The following is an 18,584-nucleotide window of genomic DNA, read 5'->3' on the forward strand; positions in this document are numbered from 1 at the left end:
TTCTAGCTGTAGTTCAGTCCGCGCCGGTGCCCCGCAACCACCTTGGAGGAGATCGCGTGGTAGTGCAGGAGAAGGTGACGGCCACCGCCAAGCCGGCAACCGGCGTCGTAATCCTGCGGAAGGCCGTCCAGATCTTCGGCGAGCTGCTCATCACCGCCGGCATAGTGTTGCTCCTGTTTGTCGCGTGGCAGCTCTGGTGGACCAACGTGGAGTCCGACGCCAAGCAAAGCGCCGCGGTCAAGGACTTTGCCCGGGATCTGGGCGGACCCGTGACCCCCGCGCCCACCGCGGCTCCGACCGGCGGCACGGCCGCTGCCGGCCCGAAGGACTACGGAGCGCCCGTTGTAGGAGAGGCTCCCGGGCACGGCGGCACCATCGGGATCGTGTACATCCCCCGGTTCGGCGAGAACTACACCCGGCCCATCGTCGAAGGCACCAGCGGGGACGTCCTGGACACCCTTGGCCTCGGCCACTACGGCAACACCTCCATGCCCGGGGCCGTGGGCAACTTCGCGGTGGCCGGCCACCGCCAGACGCACGGCGCAGTGCTGGACAATATCCACACGTTGGTGCCCGGGGACAAGATCTACGTCCAGACCCGGGACGGCTACTACGTCTACGTCTTCCGCAACAACCGCATCGTCATGCCGACCGAAGCTGATGTCCTCCTGCCGGTGCCCAACCAGCCCGGAGTGCGCCCCACCGAAAGACTTCTCACCATGACCAGTTGCAATCCCCGCTTCGGATCCGAGGAACGGATCATCGCGTACTCGGTGCTGGACCACTGGCAGCCAGCCTCGGCGGGGCCCCCCGCCGAGATCGCAGCCCAGGTGGCACGCGCACGAGGGGAAGGCTAGTCATGTACGGCTGGATATTCCGTCATCTCCCCGGCCCGCTCTGGCTCCGCGTCCTCACGTCGCTGGTGTTGGTTGCCGGTGCCCTGTTCCTGATGGTCGAGTTCCTTTTCCCCTGGATGTCCCAGTTCACCCAATTCACCGACTCAACGATTGGTGCGCCAAAAAACCCATGAGCACAGCAAAGATTCTCGTCGTGGATAACTACGACAGCTTCGTCTACACCCTGGTGGGCTACCTCCAGGAGCTGGGCGCCGAGACAACGGTGGTCCGCAATGATGATGTGACCCTCGCCGAAGCGATCGAAATGGCGGAAACGCGCGACGGCGTACTCATCTCGCCCGGCCCGGGCTCGCCGTCCGAAGCGGGAGTCTGTATCGAGCTGATCCGTTGGTGCGGCGAGAAGACGAAGCCGATGTTCGGCGTCTGCCTTGGGCACCAGGCGCTGGCGGAGGCCTTCGGCGGAACGGTGACCCACGCTCCGGAGCTCATGCACGGCAAGACCTCCCTGGTCCAGCATGACGGGACCAGCGTTTTTGCTGGCTTGCCCTCCCCCGTGACGGCCACGCGGTACCACTCCCTGGCCGCGGTCCGCGACACGATTCCGGAGATCCTCGAGGTGACGGCGGAAACCGCCAGCGGCGTCATCATGGGGCTGCAGCACCGCACCGCGCCTCTGTGCGGCGTCCAGTTCCACCCCGAATCCGTGCTGACCGAGGGCGGCTACCAGATGCTGGGCAACTGGCTCGAGTCGCTGGGCATGAAGGGTGCGGCCGCCAGGGCAGCCAAGCTCAGCCCCCTCATCCAGCACTAGCCTGCGTCGGCGCTAGCCTGGGCGGCACCAGGCAAGCACCAGAGCAAAGAAAAAGGACCAGACAGCTTGCGGCTGTCTGGTCCTTTTTGGTTCGGTCGGCGGGCTCTACTTGCCCTTGGTGGGGCTCGGCGTCGGCGTCGGGGTGGGTGTGGGCTCCGGAGCCGGGGCCGTGGCCACCGTTACGGTGATGGCCTTGCCCTGTTCCACCAGCGAGTTGAGCGGATCGCTCTGGCCGGTCACCTTGCCGGGCTGGACTTGGGAGTTCTCCACCTCACGGATGATGGCAACCAGGCCGAGTTCCTTGAGCGCTGCCTCGGCCTCGGCGCGGGTCATGCCACGAAGCTCCGGCATGGCCACCTTGCCCGTGGACACCAGGATCTCGACGGTGCTCCCCACCGCCACCTGCTGGCCCGGCGCCGGCTTGGTGGTGATCACCAGGCCGGCCGGAACAGTGGCGCTGTTGGCCATGGTGGTGGACGGCGCGCCCACAAGTCCCGCCTGCCGCAGAATGTCGCGGGCCGCGGCCTCCGTCCGTCCCGGCAGCGTCTCCGGGATCTTGACGGCACTGGGCCCCGCCGAGATGTTCAGGACCACTTCCGAGTTCGGTTCCAGCGACGATCCTGCCGGAGGTGCGGTGCCAATGGCAGTGCCCTTGGCGATCGAGTCGTGCTGCACCCGCTTGATCTGTGGCCGCAGCTTGGCGTCATAGAGTGTCTGCAGCGCCTCTGATTCGGAAAGCTTCTCCACCGAGGGAATGGCGATGCGCGCCGGTTCGGCGGGCGGCTGGTTGAGGAAGTTGTAGAACCACAGGCCGCCGCCGGCCAGCACCAGGAGGGTAAAGATCACGAACGTCGTGATCCAGGCCCGACGGCGGGACTTTTGTAGGCTCGATCGCGCCCGTTCGCGGGGAAGCCCCAGCGGAAGTTCATCGTGCTCGGTCGTCTCGTAGACCGCCGCGGCTTCGGCGGGCAGCACGGATTCATCATCGTCAGTGTCCCGGGTGCGGCGCAGGCGTCCAGCGGGAGCGTCGTCGAGGAAGCTCGCTCCAGTCATGGAAAACGCTTCCGTGGGTGGCGCGCGGTGCGGCTCGGGAATGTCGTTCGGGTCCGTCGGTGCTTCGCTGGGCGACAATGCCGGAACAGCGATTCCGTTCTTCGCGGCCCGCAGCGCACGGCGGAAAGCGGCGGCGTCCTGGAAACGGTCCGCACGGTTCTTCTGCAGCGCCTTTTCCAGCACGCTGTCCAGCGCCTCGGAGACATCCGGATTGAATTTGCTCGGCGGCTCGGGCCTCTCGCGGACATGCTGGTAGGCCACGGACACCGGGCTTTCACCCACGAACGGCGGGCGGCCCGTCAGTGTTTCGTACAGCAGGCAACCTGCCGAGTACAGGTCGCTGCGGGCATCCACGGCTTCGCCGCGCGCCTGCTCCGGCGAGAGGTACTGGGCGGTGCCCACCACGGCCTGGGTCTGGGTCATCGTCGCGGAGGAATCGGCGACGGCGCGGGCAATGCCGAAGTCCATGACCTTGACCATGTCCGAGTTCTCGCAGTACATCACATTCGCCGGCTTGATGTCCCGGTGCACGATTCCGGCCTTGTGGCTGTATTCCAGTGCAGACAGGACCCCCAGGGTGTAGTCCACCGCCTGGTCAATGGTGATATCACTGGCCCTAATCAGGTCCCGGAGGGTCTTGCCGGCCACGAACTCCATGACGATGTAGGGGACCCGGACCTGGTCGTGCCCGTCGCCCGGCACGGTGTGCTCGCCCGTGTCGTAAATGGCGACGATCGACGGATGGTTCAGGGCTGCGACGGCCTGCGCCTCGCGCTTGAACCTGGCCTGGAACTGGGGGTCCCGGGCCAGGTCGGGGCGGAGCAGCTTGATGGCGACCGTCCGGCCGAGCCGGGTATCCAGGCCACGGTGCACATCGGCCATGCCCCCGCGGCCGATGAGTTCCCCGAGTTCATAACGCCCGTTCAGGACGCGCTGACTGGTCACCGGGATGTTGTCTTCCCGGTGTGACGGAGTTCGTGGCGTGGTCACGGCTTATCTTCCAGTCGGCGAGCCGCTTGGAGTTGGCGTGGGGGTGGGTGTGGGAATCAGCGCCTGGGACAGGTGGTAGGTCACGACCGATCCGGCGGCGACCTCCCGGCCACTGTCGGGCTCGGAGCGGACAAACGTTCCGGCGTCCTGGCCCGGCTCGCCGGCCTCATCGGCGCCCTTTTGCCAGCGCAGGCCGGCCTTCTCGATGGCTGACTGAACTTCGGTCTCACTGCTGCCCGTGCTGATGTCCGGGACCTTGATCTGTTCCGGGCCCTTGGAGTAAGTGACCGTGACGGTGTCACCGGCCTGCAGCGGGCCCGACGGGTTGAGGTCCGTGACCGTGCCGGGAGTGGCAGGGTTGAACACCTCCTTGCCGTTAACCTTGAGGCCGAGAGCGATCAGTTCGGTGCGGACCTCGCTGAACTGCTTGCCGAGGTACGCCTCCGGGATCACGTTGATGGCCTGGGGAGTCGTCCGCGTGGGAGTTGGTGTGGGGGTCGGCGTCGGCGTCTCCGAGGTCTGGGTAGGCGTGGGCGTGGCACTGGTGCTCACGCTGCGGCTGGGTGTGCTCGACGTGGTGGCAGCAGGGCTCTGGCCCGGGAACAGGAAGCCCGCCTGGCTCAGGAGGATACCGACGACGGCGAACAGCACCAGCAGGATCAGGGCGATCAGCGGCCACGTCCACGGGCTGCGTTTCCGCCGCTCGGGTTCATCCTCGGGTTCGTTGTCGTACTGTTCCGGTTCCTGGTCCCAAGTGCGCTCGGCCGCCAGGGCATCGGCACGCGAGAGCGTGCTCCCCGCCCGCGTGCGGGCGGCGTCCGGGTCTCCGGCGGCTGCAGCCGCTGCCCCGCCGGCGGCAGCACCCGCGGCCGCTGCGCCAAGCACAGGCAGAGCGGAGGTTGCCGCCGCCGGGTTCTTCTCCGAGCCGATCACGCCGGTCGGTGCGGTGGCGATATTCACCGGTGCCGTCATGGCGCCGGTGCCGCCTTCGTACAGGAGCATGCCGGGGACGGCCGCGTGGGCAGCAGAGATGTCACCGTTGCGGATGGCCTCTGCCGCCTCAGCCAGCTTGATGGCGTTGGCCGGGCGGTTCTTCGGATCCTTGGCCAGCATGGACATCAGGAGCGCGCGGACCGGCTTGGGCAGCGACTCCGGCAGGGGCGGCGGCGCGTCGTTGACCTGTGCCAGGGCGATGGCGATCTGGGATTCGCCGGAGAACGGCCGGTGCCCGGTGAGGCACTCATAGCCGATCACGCCGAGCGAGTAGATGTCCGAGGCGCCCGTGGCGGTCTGGCCGGTGGCCTGTTCGGGGGCGAGGTACTGGGCGGTGCCCATGACCTGGCCGGTCTGGGTCAGCGGCACCTGGTCCGCGAGGCGTGCGATGCCGAAGTCGGTGACCTTGACCCGCCCATCCGGCATGATCAGCAGGTTTCCGGGCTTGATGTCACGGTGCACCAGGCCTTGGGCGTGGGCCACGGACAGTGCCCGCGCCGTCTGCGCCATGATGGACAGCGTGCGGTCAGGTGAGAGGACCTGCTCGTGCTCGATGATGCTGCTCAGCGGCTGGCCGGGGACCAGCTCCATCACCAGGTAGGCGGAGCCTTCCTCCTCGCCGTAGTCGAAGACGTTGGCGATGCCCACGTGGTTGAGGAGGGCGGTGTGACGGGCTTCAGCGCGGAACCGCTGGAGGAATCCGGGGTCGCCCGTGTACTCCTCTTTGAGTACCTTGATGGCCACGATCCGGCCCAGGATCTGGTCCTTGGCCTTCCAGACTTCACCCATGCCGCCGATCGCAATACGCGTGGTCAACTGGAATCTGCCGCCGAGGGTGATTCCCGATGTAGGCCTCACTTATTCAACACCGCCTCAAAAATCTTCTTTGCGTTCGGACTGGTTAGCTGTGCTCCGGTGGTGATGTCCACGCCCTGCATGACGACGGTGACGGACACTTGCGGATCGTTAGCCGGGGCGAACCCCGTAAACCAAGAGTTGTTCAGGCCGTTCCCAAGCTCGGCGGTGCCGGTCTTGCCGGCGACTTGGACACCGGGAACGCCGGCCCCCGAGGCGATGCCTTCGTTGACCACGCTGGTCATCCAGTCGGTGATCTGTCCGGCGATCTCCGGCGTCGTCGAGGTCCGCAAAGCCACCGGCTTCGGTTCGTCGATGACCCTGAGGTCCGGGGAACGGACTGCCTTGATGAGGTTCGGAGCCATCTGCACTCCGCCGTTGGCAATGGCCGAGGTCATCAGTGCGATCTGGAGCGGCGTCGCACGGACGTCGCGCTGGCCGATGGCCGACTGCGCCAATCCGGCCTGATCCAGCTCCTCCTCCGGGAACGGCTTGTTGGCGTAGTCCAGTTTAAGCTGGTCGCCAAGGTCCTGGCCGAACCCGAACTTTGCGGCCTGGTCGCCGATGGCTTTCTGGCCCAGGTCCAAGGCAATCCTCGCGAACGGCGTGTTGCAGGACTGCTGCAGCGCGAACGCAAAGCTGGCCGTGTTCCGGGTGTAGCAGTTGCCGCCGGCATAGTTGGGCAGCTGGTACTGGATGCCCGGGAAGCTCATCTGGGCCGGGTTGGGCAGCACGCTGTCGGCGTTGTACTTGCCGGAGTTCAGGGCTGCTGCCGTGTCCACCAGCTTGAACACCGAGCCTGGTGCCAGCAGGGCGCCCGTGGGGCCGCTGACCGAGGGGTTCAGGTTGACGCCCGGGACCTTGATGGCCTCGTTGTAGGCAGCCTGTTCCTTGGCGACGTCCTGGGTGGCGATGAGGTTGGGATCATAGGACGGCTTGCTGACCATGGCCAGGATGTTGCCCGTCTTGGGATCGGTCACCACGATCGACCCCCGCTGGCCGTCCGGGATGAGGTCGTACGCCAGCTTCTGGATCTTGGGGTCAATGGTCAGCTCAACGGATGCACCCTTGGGCTGGTTGCCCAGGAAGAGCTGCCCGATCCGGTCGAAGAACAGCTGGTCCGAACTTCCGGCCAGCTGGGCATCCATGGCGCCTTCGAGGCCGGTGACCCCGTAGCTCCGGGAGAAGTATCCGGTCAGCCCGGCATACAGCTCGGGCTGGTTGTACTTGCGCTGGAACTTGCAGGATTCATTGCCCGGCACGGATTCGGCGATGGCAGAGCCGCCCACGAGGATCGCGCCGCGATCATTGCAGTAGTTCTGCAGGATGGCCCGCCTGTTCCACGGGTTGGCCTTGAGCTCGTCCGCGCCGACCACCTGGACGTAGCTGATCGCACCGAAAATCAGGGCGAACATGGCGATCGCGGCGATCCATGAATGTCGAATGGCCTGGTTCACAGGTGTTTCACCGCCTCGGTGGGAGCGTCTGGGAGGGTCTGGGTGGCATTCCGGTCCTGCCGGCCTCCTGCGACGGGCGCCGGCTTCTGTGCCTCAGGTGTCCGGCCGGGCTGCATCGGCGACGTGTCCACCGGGCCGCGGGCCGTGTGCGAGATCATCAGCAGCAGGCCCACAATGATCCAGTTGGCCAGCAAGGAGGAACCACCCGCGGCCAGGAACGGCGTGGTGAGCCCGGTCAGCGGGATCAGCCGCGTGACGCCGCCGATCACCACGAAGCACTGCAGCGCCACCGCGAAAGACAGGCCGCAGGCCAAGAGCTTGCCGAAGGCGTCGCGGGTGCCGAGGGCCGCGCGGAAACCGCGGGTGAAAAGCAGGAGGTACATCATCACGATGGCGAAGAGGCCGATCAGGCCCAGTTCCTCGCCGAAGGAGGCGATGATCATGTCGCTGTTGGCGAACGGGACCAGGTTGGGCCGGCCCTGTCCGAGGCCGGTGCCCACGAGTCCGCCGCTGGCCATGCCGAACAGGCCTTCCACGATCTGGCCGCTGCCGCCGGGAGAACGCCCGAAGACTTCTTCGGTAAAGGCATTGAGCCAGCTGTCGATGCGCAGGGCAACGTGCGAAAAGACCTTGGACGCCACGAAACCGCCGCCGAGGATCAGGGTGAGGCCGATGACCACCCAGCTGATGCGGCTGGTGGCGACGTAAATCATCACGATGAACAGGCCGAAGAACAGCACGGAGGATCCGAGGTCGCGCTGGAAGATCAGCACGCCGATGCTTACGAGCCAGGCGGTGATCATGGGTCCCATGTCCTTGAAACGAGGGAACTGCATGGGGCCGATCTTGCGTCCGGCAAGCATGATGAGGTCGCGGTTCGAGGAAAGATATCCGGCAAAGAATATGGCGAGGGTGATTTTGGCGACTTCACCCGGCTGGAACGTCATCGGACCGAGGCGGATCCAGACCCGGGCGCCGAGGATTTCACCGGCGGAGATGCCGGGGACCAGGGGCAGGATCAGGAGCAGGGCACTGACGGCAAGGGAAATGTACGTGAAGCGGCGCAGGACGCGGTGGTCCTTGAGGAACCAGATCACGGCGATGGCCACGGCCATGGCAATGACGGTCCACCGTAGCTGGTTGTTGCCGGTGTCGTCGCCCGGGGCATCAAGGCGGTGGATCATCGCCAGGCCGAGGCCGTTGAGGGCAACCACCAACGGAAGTATTACCGGATCGGCATATTTGGCCCGGAGCCGGAGAACCACATGGAACACGAGGGATGCGACGGCGAGCAGGCTGGACTGGAACCAGAAGTCGGTGTCCAGTGACGTCTGCTCATCGATGCTGATAAGTGCGTTGGCGCCGATGCTGACCGACAGGGCGAGCACGAGCAACAGCAGTTCAACGTTGCGCCGGGGTTTGGGCATGGTGTCGGCGTGGCTCATTGGCCCCCCTCACAGGTTGCGGTTGGGGTGGGTGTTGCCGAGGCTCCGGCTGTTGCGGTTGGAGATGCCGTCGGTTTGGCGGTTGACGTCGCCTTCGGGGACGCCGTGGCCGTTGGCTTCGGGGTGGCCGAGGCCTTGGTCGTGGCTGTCGCCTTAGCCGTGGCCGAAGCTGTCGCCGTCGGCGATGGAGTCAGGCACTCATCCGAAGGCGCGGTGCTTCCCGTGCGCTCGAGGTTCTTGACGATGCGTTGGGCATCGTAGAGATCCCGCGCGGGGACCGTCTGGCGGACCCGCTGCTGCGAGAACTGGGGCAGCGAGTCCATTTTGATGTCGGTGACCGCTTCCAGGGTGGAGAGCTGTATGGGCCCGAGGCGCTGGGACACCCCATTGAAGATGGCCACCCGCTGGTCGAACTCACCAATGTAATAGCGCGTCTGGGTCCAGGCGTAACCGAGCCAGAGACCGACGGCGAGGACCAAGAGCGCGGCGCCCGCGATTCCCAGGGTGAGCCAGCGGCGTGGACGCCTGGCCGGCGTGAACTCGTCAGCCTCCTCGCGTGCCTGATCCGACTTGTGGGTCAGGACCGTGGCCGCGCGGCGCGCGACTGTGCGGCCGGCAATGGTGGGGATGGAGCCGGTTTCGGCTGCAGCAACGGCTGCGCCCACGAGGATGTGCGGCCGGGACGAAAGCTCCTCGCGCAGCACCTCCGCGGAAAGATGTTCGCCCAGGTGGGGATCTGTGTTGGTCGCCGGTTCGTTGGACGGCTTGCCGGCACTCTCTCCTGCCGCCTCGGGCCCGGATGCCGGGTCAGGCAGGGAGCTGGCGGAGGCGGGCGCCCCGGCCGGCGGGGTGGGAGGAGGCGTGGAGCCTGGCGTCGAATCAGCCGGTGCCGAAGCTGTTGGCACGGCGCCCGGCACAGGACCTGGCGCCCCGGTGGCGGGCTCGGCAGTAGGAGCATCGGGAGCAGCAGCTGGGGCCGCAGCCTTTGTCCCGGTAATCGCTTCCGGTTGTCCGGCGTCAGGCACGATGTCGACGGCGGCGGTACTGACGTCGTCGGGCGTTTCCTCCACGATTTCCACCATGACTACGGTGACGTTGTCCGGCGCGCCTGCCTCCAGGGTGAGGTCAACGAGTGTCTCGACGCATTCGCGGAGATCCGGCGTTTCCCGCACGGTGCGTTCCACAACGTGGCCGGCCACGTAGTTCAGGCCGTCGGAGCAGAGCAGCCAGCGCTCTCCAGGCTGCACCTCGATCGTGGCGAGGTCAAGCTCGGGGCTGGCATCGACGTCACCAAGGACGCGCATCAGGACGTTCTTGTGCGGGTGGGTTTCCGCTTCTTCGGGGCGCAGCCGGCCTTCGTCGATGAGGCGCTGAACGAACGTGTGGTCAATGCTGATCTGTTCGAACTCGCCGTCGCGCAGGCGGTAGGCGCGGGAATCGCCAATGTGGGCGAAATGAAGTTTGCCCTCAGCCAGCAGCAGGGCAGTCACGGTGGTGCCCATGCCCGCCAGCTTGGGATTGATGTGGACGAGTTCCGAGAGCAGCGAGTTGGCGGTCTGGATCTCGTCGGCCAGCACGGTGCCGGCGTCGTCATCATAGTCGTCGGTGTCCAGGTGGATCATGTCCAGGACAGTGGCGGCGGAAGCAACATCACCGCCGGCGTGTCCGCCCATGCCGTCCGCCACGACGGCCAGGTGCCGGCCCACGTAGGCGGAGTCGTCGTTCTTCGCGCGGATGCGGCCGACGTCAGAGCGCGCCGCATAGCGCAGGATGAGGGGCCGAGACGAGGCTGGCACCTCGCCCGCGGGCATGTCCGGAGCGGCCATGGCTACGGCCTCAATTCAATGACCGTCTTGCCGATTCTCACGGGTACACCAAGGTCCACGGGCAGGGCCCTGGTGAGCTGCTGGTCGGCCAGATACGTGCCGTTGGTGGATCCGAGGTCCTCGATGAACCAGCGGCTTCCCTGTGGAAAAAGCCGGGCATGCCTGCCGGAAGCGTAGTCATCTTCAAGTACCAGCGTAGCCTCCTGCGCCCGCCCCAGCAGGATGGGGCTGGCAGCCAGGGGGACCGTACGGCCCTTGAGCGGGCCTTCGGTGACCACCAGTTGGCGGGCCTGCTGCCTGGCCGGCGCGGGAGCCGGTTCGGCGAGTTCGGGATTCTTCCGCACCTGCCGTGCCGTGGGGGCCCCGGTGGCGGCCTTGCGGCCGATCATGAGGTCGCGCCGCATTGCGGAGACGATGCTGAAGATGAGGACCCAAAGAAGAAGCAGGAACCCGAAGCGCAGGGCCGTGATGGTCAGTTCGCTCATGGGCGGCCGCCATTGTTGGCGGGCAGGAGGCGGAAGATGATTTTGGTCCGTCCCATCGTGATGGTGGAGCCGTCGGTGAGCTCCATGCTGCCGGCCACTTTGTGTCCGTTGACGTAGCTGCCGTTGGTGGAGCCCAGGTCGACGGCGGTGGTCGTTCCGCCGTGGGTCTGGATTTCCAGATGCCGGCGGGAGACTCCGGTGTCGTCCACCAGGATGTCAGCCTCTGATGAACGGCCCAGGACGACTGAGGGCGCATTCAGTGAATACCGCTGCCCGTCGATGTCCAGGACGGGCTGCAGGCGGACCGGCTGGCGGCTTGGCGCTGCCGGCACGTTTGCCCGCGGGGCGGCCGGCGCCGAACCGGAGGACTTTTCGGTCTTTGAGGTGATCTCGAAGTCGCCTGGCCGGTGGGATTCGTCCCGGCGGAATGAGATGCGGACCGGCCCCTGGAGGATGTACCCCTGGCTGCGGACGTGGTTGATGACGACGTCGCAGAGTTCCTCGGCCAGCGGCGTTCCCCACTCCTGGGCGCGCTGGAAGTCCTCGTCACTCAGGAGAACATCGAAGACGTTGGGCACCAAGGTGCGGCCGGCAGCGATGGTGATGGTCTTGTGGTCCACTTCGCGGCGGAGGCGGCTCGCGATTTCCACGGGCTCGACCTGGGCTTTGGAGCCGGTGGAGAAGACGCCGCGGACGGCCTTTTCAATGCCGCGTTCGACCTTGTCCAGCAAACCCATGGTCTTCTCCTTTCCTTGCTGCTGAGGGACGGCTCGTCCCGTGGAAGTCATTCTGGCAACGCAGTCACAACAAAACACCGTGCCCGCCGGAAGCGGGCCCCTATGTATCCGATACTACTTGCCACGTCTGCGAAAGACCTTAATCCACAACGCGCCGGGAACCCGATTCGTTCACGTTCCCCCATCTAATGTGGGCGCGATCACAGGCGGGAATCGTCCCTCGGCCGTGGCTTTGGGATCCTGGCATCCGTGTCCGCGCCTGGGAAAACCACGGCGCAAAATGGCCGCGATACCCCGATTAGGAATTTGCGGGGAATGTCCGTTATGCTTGATCTCGCTGCTTTTACGAGGTACGAAACCGGATTCCGGTTGGGCCGAGTGGAAGAAGTTGCGCGCGAGTGGCGGAACGGCAGACGCGCTGGCTTCAGGTGCCAGTGTCCGAAAGGGCGTGGGGGTTCAAATCCCCCCTCGCGCACGCAGCAGAACCCCGGGAAATCGATGATTTCCCGGGGTTCTTTCTTGTTTCAGCGCCTGTCGGCCGTCAGTCGCCAGGGCGCGGGTTTCAGCCGGCAGGCTGCCATCGGTGGCCGGCCGGTCAGTCAGCCAGCGGCCAGTGCGTCGTTGACGAGCTTGGCGAGTTCTGGTGCCGCACTTGCGGTGACGGCCCCAGAGGCCCCGGTTTTCACCGCGGTGGCGGCCAGCGTGCCCTTAACGCCCGTAACGGTGAGGACGGCTTGCTTCTGGCCGGTGGGGAGGGTCTGGGTTTGCAGGGCACTTACCGATTTGTCAGCTTCCACGGCGAAATCGACCGGCTTCATTGCACTTGTGATTTTCTGCCCCTTCAATTCGAACGTATAGGTTGAGCAGTCGCGGACCGCTGCCTCGCTCTTGTCGAACTGGGTTGTCATGACGGCGGGGTCCTTGACCGCGAAAACTGTCACGATCGTGGCAGTTTTGGCTTCTGCCGCCAGGCTTGCGCCCGCAGCGTAGGTGCTGCCTTCGGGAACCTGGGTGTTGTTGTCCGCCAGCACTCCGCAGGCCTTCGGCGTGATGACGGCGTTCTTGAGCAGTTCCCGGGCGACGATGAGCCCCTGGTCCACCTGGGCGGCGGGCACCACGGTCAGGGCCCGTCCCTGCGCGTCCTTGAGTCCTGTGACGATCGCGGTGAGGTCCTCGTTGGTGTAGGCCTTCGCCGCTGATGTTGGTGCGGCGGACGCGGGGGATGGTTCCGCCGTCGTACTTGTTTCAGGTGTAGCGCTGGAGGGCGCTGCGTCACTCGAAGCGGCTGCGTTGCTCGACGGCTCTGCCGTGCTTGAGGGAGCGGGTCCGCCGCAGCCCGCGAGGAAAATGGCCGCTGCTGCGGCGAGGGAGATTGGCGCAATGCTTCGTGGCATGAGTGGATCCCCGTTCCGTGTGCCGGCTGACCCGCGTTTTTGCGGGTCTGTCCCGGAAACCGCCAGGCAGGGGACCGATGGCGAGAAAGTTGGCCGTGCCGATTCCCCCGGCCGCACGGTTGCTCCGAGCGTACGGCGGCAGGGGCGGCCGACACCAGAGCCCAAGACAGACCAAGCCGGGGCGGGTGCCGGAATTCCGACACCCGCCCCGATAGTCTGTCGCCCGATAGTCCTCCAGAGCGTTGGACACCTGTTGACTGTGGATGGCCTACTTCGCCGTTGACGGCTCCATCCGTGTTGCCTCGGGCGCCGATGCCTTCTCCGCAACGTCGGAGGCCGGCTTCCGCTCCTTGAGGAAGTACACCAGGATGGCTGCCACGGTTGACGCTGCCGCCAGGGCGAACAGGCCGGGGACCACGCTTCCGGTCTGTTCTTTGATGATGCCAAACCCGAACGGTGCCACGAAGCCGCCGAGGTTGCCCAGGGAATTGATGATGGCGATGGCGGGAGCGAGGACCAGCGGGTGCAGGGCCGACTGCGGGATGGTCCAGAACAGCGGTGACGCGCTCTTGAAGCCCATGGCCGCGATGGCCAGGAACACCAGCGCAAGGACCGGAGTAGCGACGGCCGCCGCGAGGGTGCCGACGGCGGCCACGAGGAGTGCGGCGACCAGCAGCGGGCGCTTGGACTTTGCCTTGTCCTGCCACTTGGCCGCGAAGTACATGGCGAAGACGGCGCACACCCAGGGGATGGAGGAGAGGAAGCCGACGCTCAGGTCCGTGGTGCCGGGGATCTGCTTGACGATGGTCGGCAGCCAGAATGTGTTCGCGTAGATGGAGAGCTGCACCGAGAAGTAGATGCCGCACAGCAGGAGAATCTGCGGGTTCAGGAGCATCTTCCAGCGGTTGACCTTGCCGCCTGCGGCCTTGGTGTGCTGGGCGTCCTCCTGGTCGATTGTTGCGGTGAGAGCCGACTTCTCGCCGGCCGTGAGCCACCTGGCATCCTGGATCTTCGCGTCGAGGAAGAAGAACACGATGATGCCGACGACGACGGAGAGCACGCCTTCGAAACCGAACAGCCACTGCCAGCCGCGCAGGCCCAGGACGTCGTGCAGGCTCAGGAGCAGTCCGGCGATGGGGCCGGAAAGGGCGGCTGCCACCGATGATCCGGCGATGAAGACAGCGGTCGCCTTGCCGCGCTGGCCGGCGGGCACCCAGCGGGCGAAGTAGAAGATGACGGCGGGGAAGAAGCCGGCTTCCGCAGCACCCAGCAGGAACCGCAGAACGTAGAACATCATCTCGTTTTGAACGAAGGCCATGAGGAAGGACACGATGCCCCAGCTGACCATGATCCGGGTCAGCCAGATCTTGGCGCCGTACTTTTCCATCATGACGTTGCTCGGAAGCTCGAAAATGGCGTAGGCAATGAAGAACAGCCCGGCGCCGAAGCCGTAGGCCGCGGCACCGATGCCGACGTCAGCCTGCAGATGGTCCTGGGCGTAGCCGATGTTGGACCGGTTCAGCTGGTTGCACACGAGCATGACCAGCATGACGGGCAGCACGCGCCGGAAAAACTTCTTCATGGCCGAAGCCAGATCCGTGACAGCGGTGTCTACAGACTGCATGGGGGGAATCCTCTTTGATAGAGCAGCAAGATCACGCTGTGGGGACTACGGGGCAGGCTATTGTGGTCCTCGCCACAGCACGTAATTAACTGTAGGCAGCAGGTTCATGCCCGTCCAACACGCATATTGCATGGCGTGATACCCGCAGGGAACTACTGCGGCATCCTTGCTGCTCACCCTCCTACTCGCGCCCGGCCCGGAGCCTGCGGCGAGAGTTGGCAAGGTGATTGCGCATTGCTGCAGACGCTGCGGCTCCGTCGCTGTCTGCGATGGCGGCGAAAATGGACCCGTGCTCATGGACCACCTGTTCGAAGTGGTCGCGGGCGTAATGCTCGACGCCGGTCATCAGTCGGGTTCGCGGCATGGCAATCATCGTCTGGCCCAGCGAGGCCAGGCAGTCCGTGTAGAAGGGGTTTCCCGAGGCAGCGGCGACGGCCCTGTGGAACTCAAAGTCCGCCTTCATCGCGTGTGCAGGGTGCTCGCCGCTGTCCGTGAATTCCGCCAGCGCCTGCCGCATGGCGTTCAGCTGCCGCTCTGTCCGGTTTCCGGCAGCTAGCGCCGCCGCTTCGGTTTCGACGCCGATCCGGAATTCCAGCAGATGCAGCCGGTCCTCGGCGGTGACCACAGCCCTGGTGGGCTGGCCCGGCGTCGGACTTCCCGTGGGCGGGGTCAGCGCGAAGCTGCCCCGCCCGCGTTCGGTTTCCACGAGACCCTCTGCCTGGAGCCGCGTGAGCGCGGCCCGGACGACCGTCCGGCTGACGCCGAACTCGCCGATGAGGGTGTTTTCGCTCGGAAGCTTCTCACCGGGCTGGATGACGCCGTCGACAATGCGGGTGCGAAGATCGGCGGCGAGGTCCGCGGTCAGGTTCCGGCTCATGGATTCAAGGTTACGCGCCGAATTCCGCCGTCTCGGTGGTCCACGCGCGGGCCTGATCGCTGAGGCTGACACCAAGGCCCGGGCGGTCCGGAACGATCATGCGGCCGTCCTTGGTTTCGAGGCGTTCGTTGAACAGCGGGTCCAGCCAGTCGAAGTGTTCCACCCACGGTTCGCGCGGGTAGGCGGCGGCCAGGTGCAGGTGGATTTCCATGGCGAAGTGCGGGGCCAGGCCCAGGCCTCGTTCGTCTGCGAGGGCCGCCAGACGGAGGAACTGGGTGATGCCGCCGACGCGCGGGGCGTCGGGCTGGACGATGTCGCAACCGTTGGCGGCGATGAGGCCCTTGTGCTCGGCCACGGAGGCGAGCATTTCGCCGGTGGCGATGGGCGTGTCCAGCACCTGCGCGAGGTGGGCGTGGCCCTCGAAGTCGTAGGCGTCCAGCGGCTCTTCGATCCAGATGAGGTTGAACTCTTCGAGCTGGCGGCCCATGCGCAGTGCCGTGGCGCGGTCCCACTGCTGGTTGGCGTCGACCATGAGCGGTACATCCCAGCCGATATGTTCGCGGATGCCGGCGACTCGGCGCAGGTCCTCCTTGGTGTCCGGGAGTCCGACCTTGATCTTGATGCCGCCGATGCCCTCTTCGACTGACTGCGTGGCGCGGGCCTTCACCTCGTCGAGGGTGGCGTTCAGGAAACCGCCGGAGGTGTTGTAGGTCTGGACGGAGTCGCGGTAGGAGCCCAGGAGCTTGGCCAGGGGGAGGCCGGCACGCTTGGCCTTGAGGTCGTAGAGGGCGATGTCGATGGCGGCAAGGGCCTGGGTGGCGACACCGGAACGGCCCACCGAAGCGCCGGCCCAGAGCAGCTTGGTGTAGAGCTTGCCGATGTCGTTGGGGTCCTCGCCGATGATTCCTTCGGCCACTTCCTTTGCATGGGCATACTGGGCGGGGCCGCCGGCACGCTTGGAGTAGCTGAAGCCGAGGCCGGTGTGGCCCTGTTCGGTGGTGATCTCAGCGAAGAGGAAAACGACCTCCGTCATGGGCTTCTGGCGGCCCGTGAACACCTTCGCGTCGCTGATCGGGACAGCCAGCGGAAGGCGGGCGGTGGACAGTTTGACGTGCCGGATGAGATCGACGGTACTCATGGTTCTCCTTGGGAAGTAGGGGCAACATCGCCCGCTTACCTAGGATACAAGTTAGTCACTTGTAGTACAAGTGACTCACGTTCCGCCGACGCTGCCCTTTGCTTTGTGCCGGCCAGGCCGCGGCGGCGTCCTCCGGTTCATGTTCTGTGGTGGTGGTTTTGTCGGGGTTGTTGGCGGGGGTCGATGTGGGGTGGCGGGATGAACCAGTGGGTCCCGTTTTTGACGTGGATTTCCACTGTTCTTTGTGGATGAGGTGGTGGTGGGTGCAGAGGAGGACTCCGTTGTCGGTGCTGGTGGGTCCGCCTTGGGACCAGTAGGTGATGTGGTGGGCTTCGCACCAGGGGGCGGGGATGGTGCAGTTGGGGAAGGCACAGCCTTGGTCGCGGGCGGTGAGGGCTTTGCGGATGTGGGGCGGGAAGATGCGGGTGGTGCGGCCGATGTCGAGGATGCGGCCTTCGGTGCCGAGGAGTATGGGGATGATGTCGGCATCGCAGGCGATTTTGCGGATGGTGGAGGCGGTGACGGGTCCGGTGTAGGTGAAGGTTCCGCTGCCGGTGGTCTGCCAAGTGCTGTCTGTTGGCCGGGTGCCGGGGCGGGTGGTGGGGTGGTTTTTGTTGTAGCGGGGGCCCTGTGCTGCGGTGGTTTGGATGCTGTTGAGGAGGTCCTGGTAGGAGACGGTGACCATGACCTGGGGGCGGAGTCCGCCGGTGGTGGGCAGGGTGCCGGCGGCGAGGGCTGCCTTGCAGCCGCCGACGAGGCCGTCGAGGAGTTGCTGGGGGCGGGTGCGGCGGTCCAGGTCCGGGTCCGGGGCGGGGGCGTTGAAGACGGCGTCGAGGTTGGCTGCGGCGGCACTGCCGCCGTCACTGCCACTGCCGCTGCCACTGTCGCTGCCACTGTCGCCGCCGTTGCTGCCGCTGTCACTGTTGTTGCCTGCGCTGTTGTCGCTGCTGCTGTCGGGGCCGCGGTGGGTGGTGTTGGGGGTGGTGGTGCGGGGTTGGTGGCGGTGTTCATGATGGTGGTGAGGACTTCGAATTGGTCGGTGGTGGCGTGGACTTGGAAGTGGTGCAGGCCGCCGCGTTTGTGGTGGAGGAAGATGCCTTGGCGGTGGCGGAGGGTTTCTTCGCTGGGTTCGGTGCCGTCCTGGTCGAGGGCGTTGATCCAGCGGTGGGCGATGCGGGTGAGGAAGTCGTGGTCGTTTTCGATCGCGGTGTGGGTGAGGTTGTGTTCCATGTGGGCGATCGCGTCGGGGTCGGGGATGTGGCGGACTTTGTCCAGGGCGGTGGTGATGATGGTTCCGGCGCGGGAGGAGATGATTCCGGCGGTGAGGGCGGCGGCGGTTTCCTGGTGTTCGGGTGGCATGGGCCGGCCGGCGAGTCCGGTGCGGGGGAGGGTGGCGTTGGCGAGGGCGAGGCGGCGGCGGGCTTCGGTGGTGCTGATCCGGAGCCGGGTGCGGAGGAATTCGGCGGTGTTCCGGGACCCGTCATCGGCCGGGGACCAGGTCACCGCACACGCCGGCAGGCTCCCGGTGGCGGGTTCGGGTGCGGGTTCGGTGTTCCAGCCGGTGGTCCAGCCGCGCGTGCGGCTGGCCGTTGCGGCGGCGTTGATCGCCTCGGTCCGCGTCCGGTCCACCGCTGCGGCAGCAAGCAATTGGAGGTACTCGATACGGCGGGAGAGTTCCTCGGCAAGGTCAGCGAAGTCCGCCGCTTCAAGGAAGTTGGCTGCGGCCAGCTCCTCCTGCGCCGCGGTGGTTGCGGAGTCCAACAGCGCCAGGCCCGCCTCCAAATCAGGGGTTGCCAGCGCCGGGGACTCCAATCCGGCGCCGAAGCGGCTGGCGGCATCAAAGCCGGCGGCAGCACCGCCGTCGGACGCGTCCTTGATAACAGCGTCAACAACAGCGTCAGAACGGAAACCGGCAACGGGAACGCTGCGTAACCCGCGGCCCCGCAGCAAAGCAGCGGCACTCAGGCCGGAGACATCCGTCCCGGCTGCGGTACCCGCTCGCTGCTCCCCAAAGGCTTCCACAGGAAAACTATCTCAACGGG

At 66.0% G+C, this 18,584-nt stretch carries 14 protein-coding genes, 1 tRNA gene and 1 pseudogene; 3 read left to right on the forward strand and 13 right to left on the reverse strand.

Features of this window, described 5'->3' with window-relative positions; all coding sequences use genetic code 11:
- The first annotated feature begins 56 nt into the window (after window positions 1-56).
- Together QFZ23_RS01185 and QFZ23_RS01190 are read left to right on the forward strand one after the other, a co-directional pair.
- Complete coding sequence (locus tag QFZ23_RS01185) at window positions 57-857, forward strand: class E sortase (RefSeq protein ID WP_306920136.1); 801 nt, start codon at window positions 57-59, stop codon at window positions 855-857.
- Window positions 858-1,026: 169 nt separating this feature from the next.
- Window positions 1,027-1,668 (forward strand): aminodeoxychorismate/anthranilate synthase component II, encoded by a 642-nt coding sequence (locus tag QFZ23_RS01190; RefSeq protein ID WP_306920137.1) that lies wholly within the window; start codon window positions 1,027-1,029, stop codon window positions 1,666-1,668.
- A 105-nt stretch (window positions 1,669-1,773) separates the two neighbouring features.
- Here QFZ23_RS01190 and pknB read toward each other — a convergent pair whose 3' ends face one another.
- Genes pknB through QFZ23_RS01225 form a run of 7 tightly spaced genes read right to left on the reverse strand, consistent with a single transcriptional unit; the run spans window position 1,774 to window position 11,509 of the window.
- The gene (gene pknB / locus QFZ23_RS01195; RefSeq protein WP_306920138.1) at window positions 1,774-3,711 is read right to left on the reverse strand and encodes a Stk1 family PASTA domain-containing Ser/Thr kinase; all 1,938 of its coding nucleotides are present in this window, start codon (window positions 3,709-3,711) and stop codon (window positions 1,774-1,776) included.
- 3 nt (window positions 3,712-3,714) lie between these two features.
- Window positions 3,715-5,562: a protein kinase domain-containing protein gene (locus QFZ23_RS01200; RefSeq protein ID WP_306920139.1), complete on the reverse strand. Its 1,848-nt coding sequence runs from the start codon at window positions 5,560-5,562 to the stop codon at window positions 3,715-3,717.
- The gene (locus tag QFZ23_RS01205) at window positions 5,559-7,016 is read right to left on the reverse strand and encodes a peptidoglycan D,D-transpeptidase FtsI family protein (protein WP_306920140.1); all 1,458 of its coding nucleotides are present in this window, start codon (window positions 7,014-7,016) and stop codon (window positions 5,559-5,561) included. Before QFZ23_RS01205 ends, QFZ23_RS01200 begins: the two co-directional genes overlap by 4 nt.
- Window positions 7,013-8,461, reverse strand: coding sequence for an FtsW/RodA/SpoVE family cell cycle protein (locus QFZ23_RS01210; protein ID WP_306920141.1), 1,449 nt, complete (start codon window positions 8,459-8,461; stop codon window positions 7,013-7,015). Before QFZ23_RS01210 ends, QFZ23_RS01205 begins: the two co-directional genes overlap by 4 nt.
- The gene (locus QFZ23_RS01215; protein ID WP_306920142.1) at window positions 8,458-10,287 is read right to left on the reverse strand and encodes a PP2C family protein-serine/threonine phosphatase; all 1,830 of its coding nucleotides are present in this window, start codon (window positions 10,285-10,287) and stop codon (window positions 8,458-8,460) included. The genes QFZ23_RS01210 and QFZ23_RS01215 overlap by 4 nt, the downstream gene beginning before the upstream one ends.
- A 2-nt stretch (window positions 10,288-10,289) precedes the next feature.
- The gene (locus QFZ23_RS01220; protein ID WP_087872353.1) at window positions 10,290-10,772 is read right to left on the reverse strand and encodes an FHA domain-containing protein FhaB/FipA; all 483 of its coding nucleotides are present in this window, start codon (window positions 10,770-10,772) and stop codon (window positions 10,290-10,292) included.
- Window positions 10,769-11,509 (reverse strand): FhaA domain-containing protein, encoded by a 741-nt coding sequence (locus QFZ23_RS01225; RefSeq protein WP_306920143.1) that lies wholly within the window; start codon window positions 11,507-11,509, stop codon window positions 10,769-10,771. Before QFZ23_RS01225 ends, QFZ23_RS01220 begins: the two co-directional genes overlap by 4 nt.
- A 392-nt stretch (window positions 11,510-11,901) precedes the next feature.
- On the opposite strand from QFZ23_RS01225, the gene QFZ23_RS01230 reads away from it, so the two are divergent.
- A tRNA-Leu gene (locus QFZ23_RS01230) sits at window positions 11,902-11,984 on the forward strand.
- 124 nt (window positions 11,985-12,108) lie between these two features.
- Here QFZ23_RS01230 and QFZ23_RS01235 read toward each other — a convergent pair.
- The 6 genes and pseudogenes from QFZ23_RS01235 to QFZ23_RS23670 all read right to left on the reverse strand — a co-directional run.
- Window positions 12,109-12,903: a hypothetical protein gene (locus tag QFZ23_RS01235; protein ID WP_306920144.1), complete on the reverse strand. Its 795-nt coding sequence runs from the start codon at window positions 12,901-12,903 to the stop codon at window positions 12,109-12,111.
- Window positions 12,904-13,171: 268 nt separating this feature from the next.
- The gene (locus QFZ23_RS01240; protein WP_306920145.1) at window positions 13,172-14,527 is read right to left on the reverse strand and encodes an MFS transporter; all 1,356 of its coding nucleotides are present in this window, start codon (window positions 14,525-14,527) and stop codon (window positions 13,172-13,174) included.
- A gap of 181 nt (window positions 14,528-14,708) precedes the next feature.
- On the reverse strand, window positions 14,709-15,404 hold the full coding sequence (locus QFZ23_RS01245; RefSeq protein WP_306920146.1) for a FadR/GntR family transcriptional regulator: 696 nt from the start codon (window positions 15,402-15,404) through the stop codon (window positions 14,709-14,711).
- 10 nt (window positions 15,405-15,414) lie between these two features.
- Window positions 15,415-16,542 carry an L-talarate/galactarate dehydratase gene (locus QFZ23_RS01250; protein WP_306920147.1) on the reverse strand — a complete coding sequence of 376 codons (1,128 nt, stop codon included), beginning with the start codon at window positions 16,540-16,542 and terminating at the stop codon, window positions 15,415-15,417.
- A gap of 55 nt (window positions 16,543-16,597) precedes the next feature.
- Entirely contained in the window at window positions 16,598-17,704 is a 1,107-nt protein-coding gene (locus tag QFZ23_RS01255) for an HNH endonuclease signature motif containing protein (RefSeq protein WP_306926596.1), read from the reverse strand.
- A pseudogene (locus tag QFZ23_RS23670) lies at window positions 17,650-18,564 on the reverse strand (DUF222 domain-containing protein); the annotation flags it as partial. The gene QFZ23_RS01255 and the pseudogene QFZ23_RS23670, both read right to left, overlap by 55 nt.
- Window positions 18,565-18,584 lie beyond the last annotated feature (20 nt).

Origin of the sequence: Arthrobacter globiformis, assembly GCF_030818015.1 — a bacterium.
Classification (GTDB): domain Bacteria; phylum Actinomycetota; class Actinomycetes; order Actinomycetales; family Micrococcaceae; genus Arthrobacter; species Arthrobacter globiformis_C.

Excerpts from the sequence above, each read along its gene's own strand:
- QFZ23_RS01240 (WP_306920145.1), bottom strand. The coding sequence starts at position 14,527 with ATGCAGTCTGTAGACACCGCTGTCACGGATCTGGCTTCGGCCATGAAG.
- QFZ23_RS01245 (WP_306920146.1), bottom strand. The coding sequence starts at position 15,404 with ATGAGCCGGAACCTGACCGCGGACCTCGCCGCCGATCTTCGCACCCGC.
- QFZ23_RS01220 (WP_087872353.1), bottom strand. The coding sequence starts at position 10,772 with ATGAGCGAACTGACCATCACGGCCCTGCGCTTCGGGTTCCTGCTTCTT.
- QFZ23_RS01235 (WP_306920144.1), bottom strand. The coding sequence starts at position 12,903 with ATGCCACGAAGCATTGCGCCAATCTCCCTCGCCGCAGCAGCGGCCATT.
- QFZ23_RS01250 (WP_306920147.1), bottom strand. The coding sequence starts at position 16,542 with ATGAGTACCGTCGATCTCATCCGGCACGTCAAACTGTCCACCGCCCGC.
- QFZ23_RS01190 (WP_306920137.1), top strand. The coding sequence starts at position 1,027 with ATGAGCACAGCAAAGATTCTCGTCGTGGATAACTACGACAGCTTCGTC.
- QFZ23_RS01225 (WP_306920143.1), bottom strand. The coding sequence starts at position 11,509 with ATGGGTTTGCTGGACAAGGTCGAACGCGGCATTGAAAAGGCCGTCCGC.
- QFZ23_RS01215 (WP_306920142.1), bottom strand. The coding sequence starts at position 10,287 with ATGGCCGCTCCGGACATGCCCGCGGGCGAGGTGCCAGCCTCGTCTCGG.
- QFZ23_RS01210 (WP_306920141.1), bottom strand. The coding sequence starts at position 8,461 with ATGAGCCACGCCGACACCATGCCCAAACCCCGGCGCAACGTTGAACTG.